The sequence below is a fragment of the Xanthomarina sp. genome (assembly GCF_035306705.1).
Lineage (GTDB): Bacteria > Bacteroidota > Bacteroidia > Flavobacteriales > Flavobacteriaceae > Xanthomarina.
The window spans coordinates 1-22977 of the sequence record NZ_DATGNO010000148.1 but is presented as its reverse complement, the minus strand read 5'-3'; the positions used below and the strand labels follow the sequence as shown (position 1 = coordinate 22977).

The 22977-nt window shown below is 35.2% G+C and carries 20 protein-coding genes; 5 read left to right on the top strand and 15 right to left on the bottom strand.

The features are described 5' to 3' along the window. Positions 1-479: carboxypeptidase regulatory-like domain-containing protein (locus VKY47_RS12220; RefSeq protein ID WP_324313095.1), on the bottom strand; the 479-nt coding region annotated here is incomplete at its 3' end. Positions 480-617: 138 nt separating this feature from the next. On the opposite strand from VKY47_RS12220, the gene VKY47_RS12215 reads away from it, so the two are divergent. Next, on the top strand, positions 618-1670 hold the full coding sequence (locus VKY47_RS12215) for an endonuclease/exonuclease/phosphatase family protein (RefSeq protein WP_324313094.1): 1053 nt from the start codon (positions 618-620) through the stop codon (positions 1668-1670). Positions 1671-1746: 76 nt separating this feature from the next. On the opposite strand, the gene VKY47_RS12210 is transcribed toward VKY47_RS12215, so the two are convergent. From VKY47_RS12210 to uvrC, 10 genes are all read right to left on the bottom strand, one after another. Next, the gene (locus VKY47_RS12210; RefSeq protein ID WP_324313093.1) at positions 1747-2184 is read right to left on the bottom strand and encodes a hypothetical protein; all 438 of its coding nucleotides are present in this window, start codon (positions 2182-2184) and stop codon (positions 1747-1749) included. 99 nt (positions 2185-2283) lie between these two features. Further along, on the bottom strand, positions 2284-4833 hold the full coding sequence (locus tag VKY47_RS12205) for a TonB-dependent receptor (RefSeq protein ID WP_324313092.1): 2550 nt from the start codon (positions 4831-4833) through the stop codon (positions 2284-2286). 162 nt (positions 4834-4995) lie between these two features. Next, positions 4996-6648, bottom strand: a complete 1653-nt coding sequence (gene pgi, locus VKY47_RS12200) for a glucose-6-phosphate isomerase (protein WP_324313091.1) — start codon at positions 6646-6648, stop codon at positions 4996-4998. A gap of 4 nt (positions 6649-6652) precedes the next feature. Next, positions 6653-7957 (bottom strand): peptidoglycan DD-metalloendopeptidase family protein, encoded by a 1305-nt coding sequence (locus tag VKY47_RS12195; RefSeq protein WP_324313090.1) that lies wholly within the window; start codon positions 7955-7957, stop codon positions 6653-6655. Further along, positions 7915-8838 carry a tryptophan 2,3-dioxygenase family protein gene (locus VKY47_RS12190; protein ID WP_324313089.1) on the bottom strand — a complete coding sequence of 308 codons (924 nt, stop codon included), beginning with the start codon at positions 8836-8838 and terminating at the stop codon, positions 7915-7917. The genes VKY47_RS12195 and VKY47_RS12190 overlap by 43 nt, the downstream gene beginning before the upstream one ends. Further along, entirely contained in the window at positions 8838-9620 is a 783-nt protein-coding gene (locus VKY47_RS12185; RefSeq protein ID WP_324313088.1) for a DUF3108 domain-containing protein, read from the bottom strand. The genes VKY47_RS12190 and VKY47_RS12185 overlap by 1 nt, the downstream gene beginning before the upstream one ends. 145 nt (positions 9621-9765) lie before the next feature. After that, the gene (hppD, locus tag VKY47_RS12180; RefSeq protein WP_324313087.1) at positions 9766-10926 is read right to left on the bottom strand and encodes a 4-hydroxyphenylpyruvate dioxygenase; all 1161 of its coding nucleotides are present in this window, start codon (positions 10924-10926) and stop codon (positions 9766-9768) included. 95 nt (positions 10927-11021) lie between these two features. Beyond that, positions 11022-12176, bottom strand: a complete 1155-nt coding sequence (locus VKY47_RS12175; protein WP_324313086.1) for a homogentisate 1,2-dioxygenase — start codon at positions 12174-12176, stop codon at positions 11022-11024. 252 nt (positions 12177-12428) lie between these two features. Continuing rightward, positions 12429-14660 carry a patatin-like phospholipase family protein gene (locus VKY47_RS12170; RefSeq protein ID WP_324313085.1) on the bottom strand — a complete coding sequence of 744 codons (2232 nt, stop codon included), beginning with the start codon at positions 14658-14660 and terminating at the stop codon, positions 12429-12431. A gap of 83 nt (positions 14661-14743) precedes the next feature. Next, on the bottom strand, positions 14744-16537 hold the full coding sequence (gene uvrC / locus VKY47_RS12165; protein WP_324313084.1) for an excinuclease ABC subunit UvrC: 1794 nt from the start codon (positions 16535-16537) through the stop codon (positions 14744-14746). A 217-nt stretch (positions 16538-16754) separates the two neighbouring features. Here uvrC and VKY47_RS12160 point away from each other — a divergent pair, with 217 nt between their 5' ends. From VKY47_RS12160 to VKY47_RS12145, 4 genes are read left to right on the top strand one after another with little or no spacing between them, the layout of a single operon-like run. Then, positions 16755-17183 carry an ATP-dependent zinc protease family protein gene (locus tag VKY47_RS12160; RefSeq protein WP_324313083.1) on the top strand — a complete coding sequence of 143 codons (429 nt, stop codon included), beginning with the start codon at positions 16755-16757 and terminating at the stop codon, positions 17181-17183. A gap of 18 nt (positions 17184-17201) precedes the next feature. Next, positions 17202-18074: a 30S ribosomal protein S6--L-glutamate ligase gene (gene rimK / locus VKY47_RS12155; protein ID WP_324313082.1), complete on the top strand. Its 873-nt coding sequence runs from the start codon at positions 17202-17204 to the stop codon at positions 18072-18074. After that, entirely contained in the window at positions 18074-19084 is a 1011-nt protein-coding gene (locus tag VKY47_RS12150) for a succinylglutamate desuccinylase/aspartoacylase family protein (RefSeq protein ID WP_324313081.1), read from the top strand. The genes rimK and VKY47_RS12150 overlap by 1 nt, the downstream gene beginning before the upstream one ends. Beyond that, a complete protein-coding gene (locus VKY47_RS12145; RefSeq protein WP_324313080.1) occupies positions 19053-19619 on the top strand; it encodes a 5-formyltetrahydrofolate cyclo-ligase in 567 nt (188 codons plus the stop codon). The genes VKY47_RS12150 and VKY47_RS12145 overlap by 32 nt, the downstream gene beginning before the upstream one ends. Here the strand turns inward: VKY47_RS12145 and VKY47_RS12140 are convergent. The 4 genes from VKY47_RS12140 to VKY47_RS12125 all read right to left on the bottom strand — a co-directional run. Then, positions 19616-20236: a lipoprotein signal peptidase gene (locus VKY47_RS12140; RefSeq protein ID WP_324313079.1), complete on the bottom strand. Its 621-nt coding sequence runs from the start codon at positions 20234-20236 to the stop codon at positions 19616-19618. The two genes, VKY47_RS12145 and VKY47_RS12140, sit on opposite strands and share 4 nt — an antisense overlap. A gap of 86 nt (positions 20237-20322) precedes the next feature. Further along, positions 20323-20943, bottom strand: a complete 621-nt coding sequence (locus VKY47_RS12135) for a DUF4097 family beta strand repeat-containing protein (RefSeq protein WP_324313078.1) — start codon at positions 20941-20943, stop codon at positions 20323-20325. Positions 20944-21079: 136 nt separating this feature from the next. Next, a complete protein-coding gene (locus tag VKY47_RS12130) occupies positions 21080-21463 on the bottom strand; it encodes a TraR/DksA family transcriptional regulator (RefSeq protein ID WP_324313077.1) in 384 nt (127 codons plus the stop codon). Between the two features lie 4 nt (positions 21464-21467). Further along, a partial coding sequence (locus tag VKY47_RS12125) for a DUF5915 domain-containing protein (RefSeq protein ID WP_324313076.1) occupies positions 21468-22977 on the bottom strand: 1510 nt, incomplete at its 5' end.

Here is a 22977-nt window from a genome sequence, read left to right as displayed (position 1 = left end):
AAACCTCTTACTTTAAAGAAAGAAGAACTAAACTCGAAAGCTGCAGTACGTTGAAATACATCTTGCGAAGATTGTAAAAGTCCAGAAATATTATCTAAACCACTATCGTCGCTATCAAGTTCATCATCTGATAAAACAATGGTAAACATATCCATATCCGAGACATCTTTTGTTAAAGTCATGTCTGAAATATCAAGAGTTTGCCCTTGGTTAACTACAATAGGATATCTTTTAGAGACATATCCACTTTTAGAAATATGTAACACTTGTTCTCCAAAAGGAACTTGTTCTAGAAATTGAAACTCACCTTTAGAGTCGGTTTCAACGGATAGCACAGTACCTTCTACAGTTACGGTTACACTTGGAATAGGTTCAAAAGAAATGGTTTCAGTAACACTTCCCTTTACAACAGTTTCTTGCGCGACTGCTGTAATGGTTGAAAAAATCCCGAATAGAAAAATAAATACACTTTTTTTCATGCTTGAATTTAAGATTAATAATTGCTTTTGCGTTAGTTTAAAATTAATTAAGGCCTGCAAATTTACATTATTTATAATAAATATCTACTTTTGGCAGATAATTTGTATTAACATAACTATAACATAATATACAATTAAATGAAAGATTTGAAATTTTGGCTTGTAGCCCTGTTTTTAAGTGCGTCTTTATTTATTCAAGCGCAAGACAAAAAGACCTATAAGGTGCATACGGTCGCTTTTTATAATTTGGAAAATTTGTTTGACACAGTAAATGATCCAGATAAAAACGATGAAGCCAGCCCCATTATGGAAATGAAAGGTGACGTTGAAGCCGTGTATAAAAAGAAAGTGAGCAACATGGCTCGCGTAATAGCAGACATTGGAAAAGACATTACCAACAACTCTCCTGTTATTCTTGGTGTTGCCGAAGTTGAAAACAGAAAAGTTATGGAAGACGTAGCAAACGACCCACAGTTAATCGACAAAGATTACGGCATTGTACATTACGATTCTCCAGACCGTCGTGGTATTGACGTTGGATTATATTACCAGAAAGGTTTATTTACACCCTTGAACACGAGCAGTCATGAACTTATAATTTACGACGACAATTCAAGAGAACGAATTTATACCAGAGATCAATTGTTAGTAAGTGGAAAACTGGAAGGCGAATTAATACATGTTATTGTTAACCACTGGCCTTCTAGACGTGGTGGGGAAGCTAGAAGTAGACCAACTCGTGTGGCTGCAGCTAAACTAAATAAGAAAATTATTGACTCGTTGCAAACCATAGATCCTTATGCCAAAATAATTATTATGGGCGATTTAAATGACGATCCTATCAACGCGAGCGTGAAAGAAGTTCTAAATGCGAAAAAAGAAAAAGAAGATGTTGAGTTTAAGGGTATCTACAACCCTATGGAGAGTTTTTACAGAATGGGAGTAGGTTCTAACGCTTACAGAGATAGCTGGAGCTTGTTCGATCAAATTATGATGACACAACCTTTTTTGGAAAAGGATTATTCTTCGCTAAGATTTTATAAAGCAGGAATTTTTAACAAGAATTATTTAATTACAAAAAGAGGAAGATGGAAAGGTTATCCGTTCCGTAGTTTTGCTGATGGTGGCTTTACAGATGGTTTTAGCGATCATTTTCCAACCTATATCGTTCTTATTAAAGAAGCGAACTAAAACTTATAAATACCCATAAAAAAAACGACCCTTAGCTAAGCTAAGGGTCGTTTTTTTTATGTGATAAATTTATTTATTAAAGCCACGTATTCCATGGAATTCTCGATAAAAACAAAATCAAGGCTAAGGTATAAAACACAGAAAGCGTTTTAAATTTCGCATCGGAAATTAGTTTCTTTTTATGTTTAGAATAGCCTATTGTTATTAAAACAATGGCTATAATATTAACCAAAGGATGCTCTACCAAATACAATCTATCTACAGAGCTTTTCATGATTTCTCCCATTCCAGATTCGCTAAACAAACTAAATCTAGGCGATACAAAATAAAGAATAAACCCTATAAGTAATTGAATGTGGGATACGATTAAAGCAAATAAGGCAATCCTAAAATCTATTGCTCCATATTCCTTTTTCCCTACTTTTTTGATGATACTATTTACCACAGCTATCACTAATACCAAGAGCACTAAATAGGCCCAAGACGAGTGAAGCATTTTTACCGTGTTATACATTTTGTTAAAGGTTTTGTTGTTAAGTACACAAATGTAGTGATTAATCCTTAAAAAAAAACCTCTTCGAATTGAAGAGGTTTTTAAATAGTTTAAAACATACTAGAAGTTATAACGGATACTTGTGTTCCAAGTTCTTCCATAACCAAAACGTCCTGTATTGTTTGTATTAACACCTTTGTAGTTTCCACTAGTGGCAGTAACTTGCTGAGTTCCACTTACTGATTCTAAATAAACCTCATCGAAAATGTTGTTTACGTTCACTCTAAATTGAAGGGAATTTCTATCATTTTTCCCTACTAACATCTTATAAGAGAAGCCAGCGTCCACTAAGTCGTATGAAGGCATAGCAATTGTTGGTGCTTCAGGATCTCCTGTAGAATACATGTCGTTATACCAATTCCAGGCACCATCTACACTTACTCTTGGCAAAAACTCATAACTCGCATTGATACCTGCATTTACTTGAGCCGCCCCTCCAACTTGGAAACCATCTATTTCTATATTTTCATCACCACCCATTTGAACTCCATCTGCATTAAAAGTTTTCTTAGTGGCGTTGTCTTTAAATTGCCAATCTCCTAAAGAAAGGAAACCATTTACCCTTAGGTTATCAAACGGCTGTGTAAATACTTCCAATTCAATTCCCATATGTACTTGTTTTACACCATAGGTTTGGTAGCTTATAAAGTCGTCACCATCTCTACCATTATTGTTTAATAGAGTTCTATTAGCCCAAGTTGTATGGTAAAGGTTTATATTGGATTGGATTCTTTCTCCACCAAATTGATATCCTGCTTCTAAACCAGTAATTTCCTCGTTATCAACTGCTGGATCCAATAAGACGTTACTAGACCTGTCATTTTGATATAAATAAGAATGGAAAGGTTGACGAGAATAATAGCCCGCATTTACAAACACTTTATGCATATCGGTAAGCTCGTAGGCAGCACCAACTTTTAAGTTGTACCCAATGTTGTTTACTTTATCTCCTTCCTCTCCTTGGCCTGGAGTTGACGTATTTAAAAATTCTGTTCTTACGTGAGATTGATTAGATAATGCTCCTTGGAAAAAGGCTGATAATTGATCTTTAGAATACTCTAATTGACCGAATACACCAAGATAATTAATCTGCTCTTCGTAATCGTAACCAAAACGTTGAGAATGATCTGTATTAGGATTAAAGAATACGTTCCAAGGATTAATACCTCCAGCTTCGGTTAAGTAATAAGTATTTCCTCCGCTATATCCTGAGCTAGCACTTACAGAATTAATGTTTGGATTTACAAATTCTCGTACATCTCTAAAGTGGATTCCGTTGTATAAACGTACATCTGCTCCCACATTAAAGTTTAAATTCTCTGATAATTGGTTGTTATAGTTAGTTACTAAACCATACCAATTATGGTTGTTGTTTGAACCTCTTACATATAAAAACTCATCTGTATTTCTGTCTGTAATGGCCTGAGCAAAAGAACCTCTCCCCATAGAGCCATATAATACCGTAGAAAGTTCAGATTTTTCATTAATGGTCCAATCCCAACTTAAGTTAGCCACTGGTTTGTGGTACACGTTTCTTCCTCCTGGATACACACCACCATGCAAATTGTTATCACTATCTACACCAGTAAAGTTCCAATCATTAAAATTTCTACCATTATCTATAAATTTTTGAATACTAGCACTCCCCGCAGCTGCGTGCCATTGTGGAGCACCTGTAACCATCAAGTTTAAAGCATGATTTTCGTTAGGTTGGTAGCCAATAGAAAAGTAATACGTTTGCCCTTGACCCTGTGCATAGTTTACATACCCATCACCTTGCCAGTAACCAAATAAAGCTCCAAAAGACCAACCTTTTTCGTTTACTCCAGTCGAGTAATAAGCTGTTGATTTGATGTAGTTGTCGTTTCCAACCATTTGTTGAAAGAAACCACCTTCTTTTCTATCGATGGTTTTAGTTACAATGTTTACAGTACCTCCAACAGAAGAAATAGCAAGCTTAGAAGCTCCTAAACCACGTTGTACTTGTACTGCATTGGCTACGTCTAAAACTCCAGACCAGTTAGACCAGTACATTTTACCATCTTCCATGCCATTAATAGGCTGTCCGTTTAATAAGAATGCTGTGTTTATTTGGTCGAAACCACGTAAATACATCTGTCCTTCTCCAAAACCTCCACCTTGCACACTTTGTACAGAAGGCGTAGCTTTTAAAACCTCTGGTAAGTCTGAGCTCCCAGCTTTTTCTCTAATAGTGTTTGCCGTAATTGTAGAAACAGCCACTGGTGTTTTTCTATCCTCCGCTAAATCGATAATACCACTTCCAATAATAACTACTTCTTCCAAAGTGTTATCTGAAGAAAGTGTTACATTTCCTAAATCTGTACTCCCACTAAATTTTACCACAACTTTGGTATAACCCACATAAGAAATAACAATTTCTCCTTCAGTAGATTCTGTTATTAAAGAAAATACCCCATCGAAGTTTGAAGACACCCCATTGGTAGTTCCTTTTTCAACGACGTTAGCACCAGGAAGTGGTGCAGCCATTTCGGCATCCATAATTGTACCAGTAACAACGGTCTGTGCCATGGTTAAAGCTGTAAACATGAATGCGCTTGCCAAAAATAATATTCTTGTAATTTTTTTCATTGTATTAAAAAGATTTGTTTCTAAATTTTTTGCAAAACTACATTTAAATAATCGATATTTATTATGTAATTGTTAAGAAAATCAACAACTTGAAGATAAGAAAATATTGAGGGTTATCACTTTTGCAATAAAAAAGCTATTAACAAGTTTTTCAACAAAATTTTAAGTTATTCTTTTGTAATAACGCAATAATTTTAATGTTGAAGCATCACAATTGGCAAAGCTGTTTTTTTTCATTTTTTCTAAAATATTTCCTGCTAGCTGTTTGCCTAACTCGACTCCGAACTGGTCGAAGCTAAAAATATTCCAGATAATGCCTTGAACAAAAATCTTGTGTTCATATAAAGCAATGAGTTTTCCTAAACTTTCTGGGGTTAGTTTATTTATGAAGATGGTATTTGTGGGCTTGTTTCCTTCAAATACTTTATAAGGCAGCAATTTGTTGATTTCTTCTAAAGAAAGAGTATCCTTTTCTAAGGTTTTTAAAACGTCTTCTTTTGTTTTTCCCATGAGAAGCGCTTCCGTTTGGGCAATAAAATTGGAAATCAACTTATCTTGATGCTCCTGATTGTTATGTAAGGATTCTACAAAGCCAATAAAATCTGCGGGAATTAGTTTAGTTCCTTGATGAAGTAGCTGAAAAAAAGCATGTTGCGAATTGGTTCCAGGTTGCCCCCAAATTACCGAACCTGTTTGATAACTTATAGTATTCCCGTTTCGATCCACAGACTTCCCATTGCTTTCCATACTGCTTTGCTGTAAATAAACAGAAAACCTTTGTAGATATTGAGAATAAGGAATGACTGCTTCCGTTTCGGTTTTAAAAAAATTGGTGTACCAAATACTTATTAATGCTAAGATTACCGGAATGTTTTTATCAAGTGCCTCGGACTTAAAGTGCGTATCCATTTTATTAGCTCCCAATAACAGCTTATTAAAATTTTCAAAGCCTACGGATAAACTTATAGATAAACCAACAGCACTCCAAAGCGAAAATCTACCTCCAACCCAATCCCAAATTGGAAAAATATGCGATTTGTTGATACCAAAACTCGTCACTTTTTCAATATTTGTTGATACAGCTACAAAGTGTTTGGAAATAGTTTCTTCTTTGGTTCCTAAATTCTTGGACAGCAACCAATCTTTAATAGTTGTTGCATTGCTAAGTGTTTCTTGAGTAGAAAAAGTTTTGGAGACCACTATAAATAACGTGGTTTCCGGATGGAGTTTTTTAAGAACTTCATTTACGTGGTCGCCATCAATATTACTTACAAAATGTGTGTTTAGGGGGTTTTTATAATACTCCAACGCACTTATAACCATAGAAGGTCCAAGGTCTGAACCTCCAATTCCAATGTTGACCACATCGGTGAATGCTTTTCCAGTAACGCCTTTTTTTGCGCCACTTATAACTTGATTGGTAAAGTTTTCTATTTGCTGTTTCACCTTGAAAACTTCAGGCATAACATTCTTTCCATTTACACTAATGGTTTCTGTTTTATTTGCTCTTAAAGCTGTGTGAAGCACTGCTCTACCTTCCGTTTCGTTTATTTGTACTCCAGAAAAATAACTCGCTATAGCTTGCTCCAACTTGACTTCTTTTGCCAAGTCAAGCAGCAAGGAACGTGTTTCTTCGGTAAGAATATTTTTTGAAAAATCGACGTAAAAGTCCTCCCATTGAATACTGAGTTTATCTGCTCTTTTAGGATCTTGGACAAATAAATCTTTCATTTGAACTTGCTCCATAGACTTAAAATGAGCTTGGAGCTCTTTCCAGGCATGCGTAGATGTTGGATCAACCTTTGGTAAGCTCATGATATTATGGCACCTGAGTAATTAGATCATCTGCAGGTTCATCAACTTCAACCTCATACTCTACCTTGTCTATTTGCACTTTTATTGGGGCAATATAATCTAAATATTTAGTTTTTAAGGCATCTGAAATAGGCTCTGCTTCCGGTAATTTCTCCCTAAAGGGATCGACTTGATGTCCGTTTTTCCAAAATCTATAACACACGTGTGGTCCAGAAGTATTTCCTGTCATTCCAACCCATCCAATAACATCACCTTGCCTTACATATTGTCCAACCTTTACGTTTTGTTTTTTCATGTGAAGGTATTGCGTTTCGTATGTGGAATTATGTTTGATTTTCACATAATTACCATTCCCTCTTGTAAAGCTGGATTTGGTAACGGTTCCGTTGGCTGTAGATCTAATTGGTGTTCCTATATCTGCGGCAAAATCGGTGCCTTTGTGTGGCCTAATTTTATTTCCATATAAAGCAATACGTCTACTTAGGTTGTATCTAGATGAAATACGTTTGTATTCTACCGGAGCTTGTAAAAACGCCCGACGTAGATTGTTGGCTTCTTCACTGAAGTAATCTTTTATTCGTTTTATGCTATCCGTTTCAAATTCAAATGCATAAAAAGGCTGATTTTTATGTTCAAATACTGCTGCTTTAATATTATCAATTCCTGCGTAAATAGAATCGTCTATATATTTATCGGTGTAGATAACCTTAAATCTATCGCCTTTTTGAAGTCTTGTAAAATCTATGGTCCAGGCGTAGATGTCGGACATTTTATAAGCCAAGATAAAACTAATACCTTGTTGTGCTAAGGTTTCAGAAATATTGCTTGATATAATTCCGGATATTTCTTTTTCAACATACTTTATAGGCTTTCTGCTTGTATAGGCATGAATGGAATCTTGAAAATTAATAACAATATACTCCTCTCTATTAGGCTGATAAATAAAACATTTTGGTTCTTGGAGGGAGTCTTTGGTACACAATAACGTATAAGGTCTTCCAATTTGGAGTTTTCTAATATCGAAACTATCGCGCGCTTTTTCGGCAATTTGAAAAATTCGAGGATAGCCTATTTTATGACGTTGCATGATTTCGCCAAAGCTATCTCCAGCTCTAACCGTATCTCTTTTTACGTAATAGTCGTTCAGGTTAAAGCCAAACTCGTAAACATCGTCAATAACGGGCTCTACATAAGCTAACTCCTCCTCAATAATTTGCACATTCTCTTCTCTGCAACTATTTAAACCTAAAATAATTGCAAAAAGCATTAGACATTTTCTCCCCACTCCTTTAATTCTTGCTCGCTCCATAATTCTGGGAAAAATATTCTTCTTTGATATTTTGGATGCATGTATTTTGTCCATTCACTTCCTCCTGTTGCTTCAGCTGTTTTACCTCCTATATTTAAATAGTGATTTGCTGTTTTATAATGTGCCATCACCCATTTAATATTAACCGTATGGTCGTAATGGCGCATGGCTTTTATTAGTTCTTTATCTTCTCTAACCTCCTGTGGTAGCTCTTTAAACTTAGTCCACATGTTGTTGGTATTATAGAATTGGGCAAATCTAATAAATTCATCTTTGTATCTTTCTTCAAAAACTGTTAATAAATAGGATTTCTTACCAGTTTCGTAGTCTTTTCCTGCAGCTTGCCAATACAAATGGTTAAAAGCGTGTTCAAAAGATGTATTTCGGTCTATTGTTTTTCTAAATCTATTATCTATCAGGTTGATAAGCTCTGTAGAAGCCAACTCAATTTTTCTATATTGCGCACTTTGGAATCCGCTTGCAGGTGTCAAGGTGTTTCTAAATTTATTGTATTGTTCTATGTCCATACCATCCTTCATAATTTCGAAGGAAGAGGTTAGCATGTCGAAATATCTACTTACACGCATCAGTTTGTCCGAAAAGAAATTTGCATCCACATGGTCTGATTTGGCGACCTGATCTATTTCCCAAAGAATCATTTTAAACAATAATTCGTTTATTTGGTGGTACATGATAAATACCATCTCGTCTGGCAATACCGTACGCTGGGTTTGAAGATCCAACAACGCATCTGTTTGGATATAATCCCAATAATTCATGGGTTTACTGTATAATAAGCCTTGTAAATGGACGTTTAAATCTTGTCCAATGGCCTCAAATTTATCATGTAGCTTCCCGGTTAGTTCTTTATCTATTTCCATTATTTTTTTACTATTATTTTAAATGGGTGTTTTAGTCCTTTAAAAGCATCCAGGTCTGCTCTTAAAGAGCCGACGGCAAGATTTGCTTGAATACGTAAAGGTACTTTATTTTTATCATTTGAGACCCAAAGCGTCAAGCTTTCTTCTTCCTTAAAAACTCTTCCAGCCATAACATAAGGTCTGAATTTTAAAGCATCTACCCTTCCAAATCTTGTGTCAATAGTCTCTTTTCCAAGGTATTTTAATTTAAAGCCATAGTTTTCATCATCAAAAAACATGTCTACATGTACTTCATTTCCAACCTGGAGATTTGAGATGTCCAGATTGTCCCTTAGGTAATAAAAGGTCGAAATCATGTCTTGGATATTGGGTTTTGTATCAAAAACCTTTTTTCTATCGTGTTTGATATTGTTAACGTAGGCTTTGTTATTTACTTGATCGAATTCGATTTCTATGTTTTTGGTATGTCCTCCTTCGTTAATATCCCTTATAAACTTATAAGGCATGATGTTTTCCCTATCAAAATAACTTTCATACCTATCTTCTACTTTGAAAAACCATTTAATAGCACCTGTGGTCCAGCCTTTGCCAACTACATGATATACGGGTTTGTTTTTATAGGTGTCTTTTTTAACTGAGATCGTTGCCTCTCCAGCTTTTAAAAACCCACTATAACTCATTTCAAATCGGAACCATTCGCCATGTCCAAAGGAACTTTCCTTTTGGGCAAAAACACTAGAAACACAGACTAGACTTAGAAGTATTAGAACTATTTTTTTCATAATTATATATCTATACATGTAACTTATTGAAAACAATCTTATTGCTTAACCCAACAATTACAATTACCATTCCAAATGTATAAAACAAAAAAACTCTATCGGATAAATAGATAGAGTTTTTAAGATTGTTTTAGTTAAACATTTGTTATAATGTGCCTCTTAAAGCTTGTTCGCGTTCAATAGACTCGAAAAGAGCTTTAAAGTTTCCAGCACCGAAACCACGTGCTCCCATTCTCTGAATAATTTCGAAAAACAGTGTTGGCCTGTCTTCTACTGGTTTGGTAAAGATTTGCAGTAAATAACCTTCCTCGTCTGCATCAATCATGATTCCTAATTTTTTTAAGGTTTCTATGTCTTCACGCAACTCGTGACTAAATTCTTCCAAACGTCCAGGAACAGATTGGTAATAATCTTCTGGAGGTGTCGATAAAAACTCAACCCCTCTAGCGCGTAATTGTGAGACGGTTTTGATAATATCATCTGTGGCTACAGCAATATGTTGTACGCCTGGACCTTCGTAAAAATCCAAGTATTCTTCAATTTGCGATCTCTTTTTTCCTTCAGCAGGCTCATTAATCGGGAACTTGATTCTTCCGTTTCCATTACTCATTACTTTACTCATTAAAGCCGAGTATTCTGTATGGATTTGCTTGTCGTCGAAAGACAGGAAATTCACAAATCCCATAACATCCTCATACCATTTTACCCAAGTATTCATTTCATTCCAACCTACGTTACCTACCATATGATCGATAAATTTAAGACCGGTTGGTTCTGGATTATAATCGGATTTCCATTCTCTATATCCAGGCATAAATTGTCCTTTGTAATTTTTACGCTCTACAAACATGTGAACGGTTTCTCCATAGGTATAAATTCCTGCTCGAACAACTTCTCCATGTTCGTCTGTTTCTACTGTTGGTTCCATATAGGATTTAGCCCCACGTTTGGTCGTTTCCTCGTATGCACTTCTAGCGTCTTCCACCCATAAAGCTATAACTTTAACACCATCTCCATGTTTTACGATATGATCGTTAATTGGAGATTTACTGTTTAAAGGTGTTGTAAGCACCAAACGGATTTTATCTTGTTTTAACACATAACTAACCTCATCTCGAGACCCTGTTTCCAAGCCTTTATACGCATACGATTGAAAACCGAAGGCTGTTTTGTAAAAATGTGCTGCTTGTTTTGCGTTGCCTACGTAAAACTCTACATAGTCTGTGCCTAATAACGGAAGGAAATCTTGCGCACCTTCAAATATTTTTTCTAATCCGTATTCTACTGATTTAATTTCTTTACTCATTGTGTTTACTTTTGTTATTCCCGTAAAGTCGGGAATCTTATTAATTAAACTTTTTAATTTATTTGAATCCTGATCTTACAGGAATTATATATCGACTACAGCCAAGATTTAAAATAATCTTCATCCGCAATTTTCAATGCTTCTTCTGTTACTTTTAACGGTTTGAACGTATCGACCATAACCGCCAATTCGTCCGTTTTCACTTTTCCTATACTACGCTCTACCGCTCCTGGATGTGGTCCATGTGCAATACCCGCAGGATGCAAGGATATGTGTCCAGCATCGACATCGTTTCTACTCATAAAATCGCCATCTACATAATACAGAACCTCATCGCTATCAATATTGCTATGGTTGTAGGGAGCAGGAATTGATAAAGGATGATAATCGTACAATCTTGGGACAAAACTACAAATTACCATGGCATCCGTTTCAAAGGTTTGATGTACTGGTGGTGGCTGATGGATGCGTCCAGTAATGGGTTCAAAATCGTGAATTGAGAGCGCGTACGGATAGCTATAGCCGTCGTAACCTACCACATCAAATGGATGTGAAGCGTAAACCATCTCGAAGATATCGTCTTGTTTTTTAACCTTCATTAGAAAATCGCCCGATTCGTTATACGTTTCCAATTCTTCAGGTCTACGAAGATCTCTTTCACAATAAGGGGAATGCTCCAAGAGTTGCCCAAACCAGTTTCTATACCTTTTTGGCGTATAAATAGGTCTTCTAGACTCCACTATAAACAACCTGTTGTCCTCTGTATCGAAATCCATTTTATAAATGGTTCCTCTTGGTACAATAAGATAATCTCCATACTTGAAATCCAAATTCCCTAAATGTGTCCGTAATTTTCCAGTGCCTTTGTGAATGAAAATACATTCGTCTGCATCGGAGTTTTTATAAAAATAATCCGTTGTAGAATGCTTTGGTGCCGCAAGAATAATGCTGCAATCGCTATTGGTAAGGACCGTTTTTCGACTATCCAAATAATCGTTTTCCGGTTTCACTTCAAAGCCTCTAAAACGATAGGATTGGATGCTGTTTTCCTTAGCTATTTTTGGCGCAACACTGTATTGCTTATTAATGGCCTTAACTTGCGTTGGACGCTGTTCGTGGTATGAGTTTGTATACATACCGTCAAAACCAATGGTTCCAAACAGCTGTTCGCTATACAAGCTTCCATCTGGTTTTTTAAACTGCGTGTGTCTTTTAGGTGGAATTTTCCCTAGTTTATGATAAAATGGCATTTCTTAAAAGTTATTAGTTAGAAGTGATGAGTTAAGAATTAAATTTTCGGTTTAAGTCCAAACCCAAATTATACTTAAATAAAATGTATCTAAAGATACAAAATAAGCCAGTTTATTCCGGATTTCTTTTGATAAGAAATTGGAGATATGAAAGTAAATCTGTCCAAAAATATTTCATCGTCTTCAAATATCGGAAATATTTATGACAATTTATTTTAAGAAAATGTTAGAATTTCAATTCTTGAAGAAACATTAAAACCAAAACCCCAAATTAAAAAACCAAATACTTTTTTTGGTTTCGGGAGAATAGGTATATTTTAATTCAATTGGTCCAATAAATGTTTCTAAAGCATATCCAATAGCATAGCCCGAATAATCTGGAGAGGTAAACCATTCGCCATCGTCAAAAATATTATCTGCAATATTGGAGAAATTGGCTGCTATATTTATGTGGTTTTTCTTAAAAATCTCGTAATCCAAAGTAAGAACCCCTTTTACAAAACTGTTTCCTGAAAGTGCTATAAAATCGTATCCATAAAAAGAATCGAAGTTGTTTATATAGTCTACCCCGTAGCCACCAAGCGCAAAATTTAAGTATGGATTGTCGTTTTCACCAATATTAAAACCGCCTTGAGTTGTAATATTGGCTGTTAGTTTTTTATTAAAACTATACGAATACCCAAAAGTTGCTTTAGCGATAGAAAATTCGTTAAAATTATTGTTATAATCTGAAGAGTATAGATACAGATGAAAGTCGCCATTAAGATAAAACCCACTTTTAGGAAAATACTTATGGTCGTAGGAGTCAAATTTTAGTTTTCCAAATAAACTTAAATAGTCGCTATTTTCAAAGGTGGTTTCTTCCGTGCTTGTTCCTGTTAATACGGTTTCTGAAGTAATTTTCAATTTTTTGTGTTCGGCACCCAAGGTTAAAAACATATCTTTTGTAAACAGGGTTTGTAAATAAAACTGATTGGTTAAATCTTTTAAAGACATATCGAGTTTGTTCACATTAATGATTTCCAATTCCTCGTCGGTTAGAAGTGAGGTGGCTGGAATTACTTTTTTAAATTGGTTGTACCTAGATCTCAAGCCAACACTCCAATAAAAACCTTGGTCTATATAGTATTCAAAGTTATATCTAATATTGTCTCCCACGATGAAATCGAAGGAAAGGACGTCGTTTTTAATCAACAGCTTTTTCTTGGTTAGGTTTATCAAACCAGCTGTTTTGTATAAGTCGTCGTAATGCACTCCTAATTTAAAAAAGGTGGTTGTACTACTTTCTTTAAGCGTTAGGTGCATATCGTAACCTTCAGAGTTTTCAGATGGTATTAATTCGGGAATCACATTATCGAAGTTATTCGTGGCTGCTAGGTTGTTTACACCTTCAACGTATGATTTATATTTAATCTTAACATCTTGTTTAAACTTCAGCTTTCCTAATACATACGCATTGGTGTATTTGTGGTTTCCGTCAATATATATCGCATTAATCTTTATACTATCTACCGCTTTAATAACTAGGGGTTTTCTGGCTTTTTCAGTTTGCATGGAGGCCACATGTTTTAAGGCATCTATTTCCTTTGTTGCCGCCATTTTGCCATTGGCTATTATTTGTGCGCCATCGCTAAAGGACACCACCGTAAAGTCGGTAATATCTGGTTTGATATAAATATCTGTTTTTTTAGACTTCAACTTCATGTCGTTAATGGTTCTGTAATTATTGATTTGAAGTAAAATATCTGGAGCAGATTTTAGTTTATCTCTAGTGGCTAATTCATCTTGTACATCAACCCCAATAATAACGTCCATACCTTTTGCTTTTAATTCGTCTATGGGGTAATTATTAACCACGCCTCCATCGATTAAAAGTTGTCCATCTACAATTATAGGCTGAAACAATGAAGGAAAAGCACCACTTGCAGTAACGGCTTGAGCTAAATTGCCTTTATCCAAAACGACTGCTTTCCCTGTTTCTATATTTGTTGCAATACAAAAAAATGGAATTGGAAGTTTACTAAAGTCGTCTATATTGCTAACATGTAAGGTTAACTGAGAAAGCAAGGTCAAGGTGTTTTGACCTCTAGACAAGGCTGTTGGCAACCTGAGTTTAAAGTTTTCGAATGGCAAAGTAACGGCATACCTCTCCGAATTATCTCTTTCATAAAAGGTTTTTGCCGCTCTAGGCAGGTCGTCGTTTATAATTTTATCGAAATTAACACCTTTAAAAATAGAGTCTATTTGTTTACCTGAATACCCGGTAGCATAAAGCGACCCAACGATAGCGCCCATACTTGTTCCTGCTACGTAATCAATTCTAATTCCTAAACTATCTATAACTTTTAACACACCAATATGTGCTAGACCTTTTGCGCCACCTCCACTTAATACCAAACCAATTTTTACATCCTCCTGAGTCTTGTTTTGAGAGAATGTAAATCCGGAAATAAACAGGAATAAGATTATTAAAAAATATTTCATGTGTTTATATCTATTGTTTTTTAAGGTGACATGGAACAGCCAATAATGTTTCCTCCGGGCGTTGAACCTTTGGCATAGCTGTTTCATGAATTATGGTAATAATTATAAATTTTTTGGGCTCTTGAAACTCCTACAACATCCTCCAACTCGTCTAATTTGGCGTTCGAAATTCGTTTTACAGATTTAAAAGCCTTTAACAGATCGACTATGGTTTTCTCGCCTATTCCAGGAATGGTTTCCAACTCTGTATTTAAAGCGGTTTTACTTCTTTTATTTCTATGATGCTCAATTCCAAATCTGTGAGCTTCGTTTCGAAGTTGTTGAATGATTTTTAAGGTTTCACTTTTTTTATCTAAATATAAGGGAATTGGATCATCTGGATAGAATAATTCTTCCAAACGTTTTGCAATTCCTACGATTGCAATTTTTTGACGTAATTGTAGCGCATCTAAACTTTTTAAAGCCGAAGACAGTTGTCCTTTTCCTCCATCGATGACAATTAACTGTGGCAAGGCACCTCCTTCATCCTGTAATCTTTTATAACGTCTATAAACCACTTCTTCCATAGAGGCGAAATCGTCTGGACCTTCCACCGTTTTAATATTAAAATGTCTGTAATCTTTTTTGCTTGGTTTGCCGTTTTTAAACACGACGCAGGCAGCTACGGGATGCGTTCCTTGAATATTCGAGTTATCGAAACACTCTATATGTCTAGGCTCTTCACTTAGACGTAAATCGGATTTCATTTGCGCCATAATCCGGTTAGCATGTCTATCTGGATCGACAATTTTAACTTGTTTTAATTGTTCTAACCGATAATATTTGGCGTTTCTGATCGATAAGTCCAAAATATGCTTTTTATCCCCTAATTGAGGTACAAACACCTTAACATCTTCACCTAAATTGATTTTAAATGGCACATAAATTTCCTTGGATTTTGAATGAAAACGTTGTCTTAACTCAACAATGGCCAATTCCAACAATTCCTTATCTGGTTCTTGAAGTTTTTTCTTGATTTCTAAGGTATGTGATCGAATGATGGACCCATAGGACAATTGTAGAAAATTGATATAGGCATAGCCTTCGTCACTAATAATTGAAAACACATCTACATTGCTGATTTTTGGATTTACAATAGTAGATTTTGCTTGATAGTTTTCTAAAATTCCAATTTTATCTTTAATAATTTGCGCTTCTTCAAACTGCATCGTTTCGGCAAAATGTTTCATTTGCTGTTTAAATTGCGATAAAGAATCCTTGAAATTTCCTTTTAAAATATCTCTAATAGCTTTAATATCCTCGTTGTAATCTTCTACTGTTTGAAATCCTTCACACGGGCCCTTACAATTCCCTAAATGATATTCTAAACAGACTTTATATTTTCCAGCCTTAATTTTTTCTTCGGATAGATCGTAGGTACAAGTTCTTAGTTTATACAGGCCTCTTATTAAATCCAACAAGGTTGAAACGGTTTTCATACTCGTATACGGGCCAAAATACTCACTCCCATCTTTTATAACACGTCTGGTTGAAAACACTCTAGGAAACCGTTCGTTTTTAATACAAATCCACGGATAGGATTTGTCGTCTTTTAAGAGAACATTATATCTAGGTTGGTATTTTTTTATTAAATTATTTTCAAGTAAAAGCGCATCGGTTTCGGTATTGACAACAATATGCTTAATGCTGGCAATTTTTTTAACAAGCACTTTGGTTTTTCCATAATCGTGTTGTTTTGTAAAGTAAGAGCTTACCCGTTTTTTAAGGTTTTTTGCCTTTCCAACATACAAAATAGTTCCATTGGCATCAAAATATTGATACACGCCAGGTTCGTTTGGCAAGGTTTGTAATTGTATATCTAAAGGTGTTTGACTCATAAAAAAATTGTAAATTCCACTTTAAAACATGGACTACTTGAAATAATGCTGTATTTTTTGAAGAAAAAATGTATTTTTATTAAACCACTCAAAGGTAATTCATTTAATTTTTAAGTTATAAATATCCCGTATAAATTAAAAATGATGAAAAAATAACCCATTCAACAAAATAAGTGTGCTATTTCATTACCTTGCCTCACTTTTTAATCTCTTTAAAATGGAAAAACAAGTTATTGGAAGAGTTGATAAAATAGACTTTCCTAAATTAAATTTATACAACATCGATGCCAAAATAGACACGGGAGCATTTACGTCGTCCATACATTGTTCTGAAATAATTGTTGATGGCGAAAAATTAAAATGTACCTTTTACAGCAAAGGACATCCAAACTTTAGTGGGAAACAAGTTATTTTTGACAGTTACTCTAAAACCGATGTAAAAAGCAGCAATGGCTATAAAGAAAATAGATTTAAAATAAAATCTGAAGTCATCCTTTTTGGAAAAACCTATAAAATAAATCTCACTTTAAGTACCCGAGACGATATGAAGTTTCCAGTTCTTATTGGAAGACAGTTTTTAAATAAAAAATTTCTTGTAGATGTTGATTTACAAAACGTATCTTTTAAAAAAACCCAATCCATCTAATTTTTAATACAACAAAAAATGAATATTGTTATTTTATCCAGAAATTCCCACTTATACTCCACCCAAAGATTGATTGAGGAAGGTCGAAAACGAGATCACAAAATAGAGGTTATAGACCCTCTAAAATGTGATATCATTATCGAAAAAGAAAAGCCTACCATTTATTATAAGGACAGATATTTAGATTATGTAGATGCTATTATACCAAGAATTGGGGCTTCGGTAACCTTTTATGGTTGCGCTGTTGTTAGACAATTTGAAATGATGGGAGTGTTTTCTATTGTTTCTTCGGGAGCTATTTTACGTTCTAGAGATAAACTAAAAAGCCTGCAACTTTTAAGTAAAGCAGGCATTGGGATGCCAAAAACGGTTTTCACCAATTATTCCAGAGATGTCCAAAAGGCCATCAACCACGTGGGAGGCGTTCCTGTAATTATAAAATTATTGGAAGGAACCCAAGGTTTAGGTGTGGTTTTGGCTGAAACAAAAAATGCAGCAGAGTCTGTTCTTGAAGCTTTTAATGGCTTGGAAGCACGTGTTATAGTTCAAGAGTTTATTAAAGAGGCCAAAGGTGCCGATTTAAGGGCTTTGGTTGTAGACGGTCAAGTTGTTGGCGCCATGAAACGTCAAGGAAAAGATGGAGAATTTCGTTCTAATTTACACAGAGGTGGCTCAGCAGAAATTATAAAATTAAATGAAGACGAATTAAAACTAGCCATGAGCGCTGCCAAAGCCTTAAAACTTCCTGTTTGTGGTGTCGATATGCTACAGTCTGCTCGTGGCCCTTTACTTTTGGAAGTGAACTCCACTCCTGGGTTAGAAGGAATTGAAGCCGCTACTGGAAAAAATATTGCAAAAGCCATTATTACTTATATCGAAAAGAATAGATAATGGAATATATTCATAAAGAGTTTATAACCGTTTTAGGAAGAAAAATCAAAGCAGGTGAGAGTTGCGAACTCAATTTTGGAGTAGCTAATTTACACACTACTTCAAGCATCGACGTACCTGTTATTGTAGAACGCTCCAAAAAACCTGGACCAGTGGTTTTATTTACGGCCGGTATTCATGGCGATGAAATAAATGGAGTTGAAATTGTGCGTCAAATCATTGCAAAAGGCATTAATAAGCCAAAATGCGGAACTATTATTTGTATGCCCATTATAAACGTCTTTGGATTTATCAATTTAAAACGGGAATTCCCTGATGGGCGTGATTTAAACAGGGTGTTCCCTGGGATAAAAAAAGGATCTCTTGCCAGTCGCGTGGCTTTCGAGTTGACCAAGGAAATTGTAGCTGATGTCGATTTTATTTTAGATTTCCATACGGGTGGCGCTGGCAGATTTAATGCCCCTCAAATTCGTATTGCTAAAAACATTCCTGAGTTGGACAAGTTGGCAAATGTTTTTGGAGCCCCATTTGTGTTTTATTCTAAACATTTAAAGAAATCTTTCAGAAACACGTGTTTTAAACTAGGTAAAACCATGCTGCTTTTTGAAGGAGGAAAATCTCTATATATAGATAATAACGTTACAAATACGGCTGTTAATGGCGCAAAAAGAATTTTACACCATTTTGGCATGTTGCAATCAAAATTTAAAGTCAGTCCCCCAAAAAAAGAAAGTCTCTTTATAACCGGTGGCAAGTGGCAACGTGCTAATTACTCTGGTATGTTTAAAGCTTCGGCAGTTATTAGCACCAAAGTTCGTGTTGGTGATATTGTTGGAAATATTACGGATCCGTATGGAAAATTCAATCATTTTGTAAAAGCAAATTATACGGGATATATTATAAATGTCAACGAATCCCCTATTGTTTATCAAGGTGATGCCTTGTTTCATATAACCACTAAACTGAAAAATCAAGCTCATGACAAAAGCCCAATTACGAAAAACGTATAAGCTGAAGCGTCAGGAATTATCTCCAGAAGCGCTTGAAGATTTAAGCGTAGAAATTGCTAACAGACTTCTAGATTTGCCTCTTTGGGATTTTTCATTTTATCACATCTTCCTTTCTATAGTTGAACACAAAGAAATTAATACCGATTTTATTTTAAACATTCTTTCAGGAAAAGACAAGAATATCGTGATTTCTAAAAGTGATTTTTCCACGGGAAAGATGATCCATTTTCTTTTAACCGATAATACCCTTATCAAAAAAAACCAATACAACATTCCAGAGCCCGTTGATGGGATAGAGATTCCAAGCAAAAAATTAGAAGTTGTTTTTGTACCACTTCTAGCTTTCGACCTTCAGGGACATCGCGTAGGTTATGGCAAGGGTTTTTACGATATGTTTTTATCCGAATGCCGTCCTGAAACCTTAAAAATTGGTTTGTCGTTTTTTGAGGCTGAAACAAAAATCAAAGATGTTTTTGACGGGGATATCGCTCTGGATTATTGTATAACTCCAAAGAAAGTTTACAGGTTTAACTAGTCTTTTGGAAATGCTTTTCTATTAAAGAAAATAATTAGTCCAAAACCTGTGCTTATTGCTACATCGGCTACGTTAAAAACAGGTTCGAAAAAAGTAAAGTACTTCCCGCCATAAAATGGTAACCAATCTGGCAAATAACCTTTCCATAAAGGAAAATAGAGCATGTCGACCACTTTTCCATGTAGCAGGCTATCATAACCTCCTTCGGCTGGTAAAAACGAAGCCACTTGTCCGTAACTATCATTAAATAAAACCCCATAAAAAACAGAGTCTAAAATATTTCCCAATGCACCAGCAAATATGAAGATAATGGCCCAAATCAATACTTTTGGACTGTGTTTTTTTACTGCATCGTACAACCAATAACCAATTCCAAAAATAGCCACGATTCTAAAGATGGTTAATGATAGTTTGGCAGTTCTATCTGTAATGAAAGAAATAAAGTCGCTGAATTTTGTTCCCCAAGCCATTCCGTCGTTTTCCACAAAATAGATTCTGAACCAAGAAAACACTTTCAGTTCTTCGCCTATAACAAAATGGGTTTTAATATAAACCTTACTTATTTGGTCTATCAATAAAATAAGGACGATAATTAGAATGGATTTTTTTAAGCTCATATTATTTCCAACGCCTGCCTGTCGGCAGACAGGAAAGTGTAAATCTTTTAAGTGGTTGTAGATATATTTTAACAAAAATAGGCATATTATTCAGCTTTGCTAACAGTAATATTTCCATTTATCGAATTTAAACTCATTTGCTGTTTTCCTGTTTTTATAGCATTTATAACTACATGTCCATGTTTGCTGGAAACCTCAACTTTAGCACCATTCGTGCTTACATCGATATTTCCATGAATGGTGTTGACCAGTAAATTTCCATGAAAACTTTTAGCATTCAAGGAGCCATTTATCAATTGGACATCCACATTTTTATAGTTTCCCGACAAGAAAACCAAAGCGATATCGCTAGAAACAAGGAGTTCTAAATTTTCAGGAATTACTAATTTCAACTCTATGGAAATAAGTTTATGTGCACTCAATTTATCGTTATTACCAACAAACATGGGTTGAAAAGAGCTAGAAATGTGTAATTCTTCATCCTTTATTTCAGTTAACAAAACCACATGCTCGTTGTTTTCGCCCTCAACTTCAGAATGTATGGAAATGGTTTTGGTTTTTGCTGTTTCAACAATTATTTTAAAAATAGAATTGCCATCAATAACAAGCGTTGAAATCCCTTCAGAAGAAAAGGATTTTGTGTTTGTTTTTTGGGCTTGGGTTTGAAGTGCAAAAAACAAGATTCCTACGTATATGAGATACTTCATTTCTTGAAAAAGAAGTTATAAAAAAACGCTTCAATTGGTTGAAGCGTTTTAAATTTTTATCGACAATACCAAGATTTCGGCAAATCGATTATGAGATTCCTGCCTTCCTGTCGGCAGACAGGCAGGCGCAGGAATATTATTGTTGCATGTTTTTAGCCTCGATACTTAAAGTAGCATGAGGTACTAATTTTAAACGCTCTTTGTTTATTAATTTCCCTGTTACTCTACAAACCCCGTAGGTTTTGTTTTCAATTCGAATGAGCGCATTTTTCAAGTCACGAATAAATTTTTCCTGTCTCGTAGCCAATTGAGAGTTCGCTTCCTTACTCATGGTTTCGCTACCTTCTTCGAACGCTTTAAAAGTAGGAGACGTATCGTCTGTACCGTTGTTTAGGTCGTTCATATAAGCACTTTTTATTAAGTCTAAGTCGTGCTGCGCTTTTACAATCTTTTCTTGAATTAGCGATTTAAATTCTGCTAAATCCTTGTCTGCATATCTAACGTTTAATTGTTCTGCCATGTTCTTAATGTTTTTTAATAAATAATCTGGTATTCACATCGTCAAATACAACTTCTATACCATTATCTATTTGGTCAATAATTTCTAATTTTTCTGTTAAAGTTTCTGCTTTGATATACGTTATATTTGTTTGTACAGCATCCACTATCTTTTCGTCCTTTTGAAGCTGGACATCTATTCTATCTGTTACTTCAAACCCTGAATCCTTACGTAAATTTTGAATGCGATTAACGAGCTCACGAGCAATCCCTTCTTTTCGTAGATCTTCAGAGATGGTAACGTCTAAGGCAACGGTTAATGCTCCCTCGTTAGCTACAAGCCATCCTTCAATATCTTGCGATGTAATCTCTACATCTTCAAGCCCTAATGTAATACTTTTTCTGTTAATTACAACCTCTATTTCACCACTTTGCTCAATTTTTCTAATATCTTCAGAAGTGAATCCAACAATGGTATTTGCTATCAATTTCATGTCTTTACCAAATCTAGGTCCAAGCGTTTTAAAATTAGGTTTAATTTGTTTTACCAAGATATCGGACGCGTCTTCTAAAAGTTCAATTTCCTTAACGTTTACTTCATGTTTTATTAAATCGGCAACGGCTAAAATCTCTTCCTTTTGTTGACGGGAGTCCACAGGAATCATGATTTTTTGTAGCGGTTGACGTACTTTAATCTTTTCTTTAGCCCTTAACGACAATACCAAAGAAGATATTGTTTGTGCTGCTTCCATTTTGCGTTCTAAACTCTTATCTACAAAACTTTCATCATAAACAGGGAAGTTTGCTAAATGCACACTTTCAAAAGCCTCCTTTTTAGTTACCGAATTTAAATCCATATACAATCTATCCATAAAGAAAGGTGCAATTGGCGCGCCTAACTTGGCTATGGTTATCAAACATGTATACAACGTTTGGTAAGCCGAAATTTTGTCTTGTTGATAGTCGCCTTTCCAGAAACGTCTTCTACTTAAACGCACAAACCAGTTACTCACGTAATCCTGCGTGAAATCGGAAATAGCTCTTGCCGCCCTTGTTGGTTCATAATCTGCATAAAAGGCATCCACTTTCTGAATTAAACTGTGTAATTCTGAAAGAATCCATCTATCTATTTCAGGTCTTTCGTTTAAAGATATGTCTGCTTCCGCATAGCTAAAGTTATCCAAATTTGAATATAAGGTGAAGAACGAGTAGGTATTGTAAAGGGTTCCGAAGAATTTACGCTTCACTTCCTCTATTCCTTCGACATCAAATTTTAAATTGTCCCAAGGATTCGCGTTCGAAATCATGTACCAACGGGTGGCATCTGCGCCATAAGTTGACAAAGTCTCGAAAGGATCTGTGGCATTACCTAGACGTTTGGACATTTTTTGTCCGTTTTTGTCTAAAACCAAGCCGTTTGAAACCACATTTTTATAGGCAACCGAATCGAAAACCATAGTTGCTATAGCATGAAGAGTATAGAACCAACCACGAGTTTGATCGACACCTTCTGCGATGAAATCTGCTGGAAAAGCC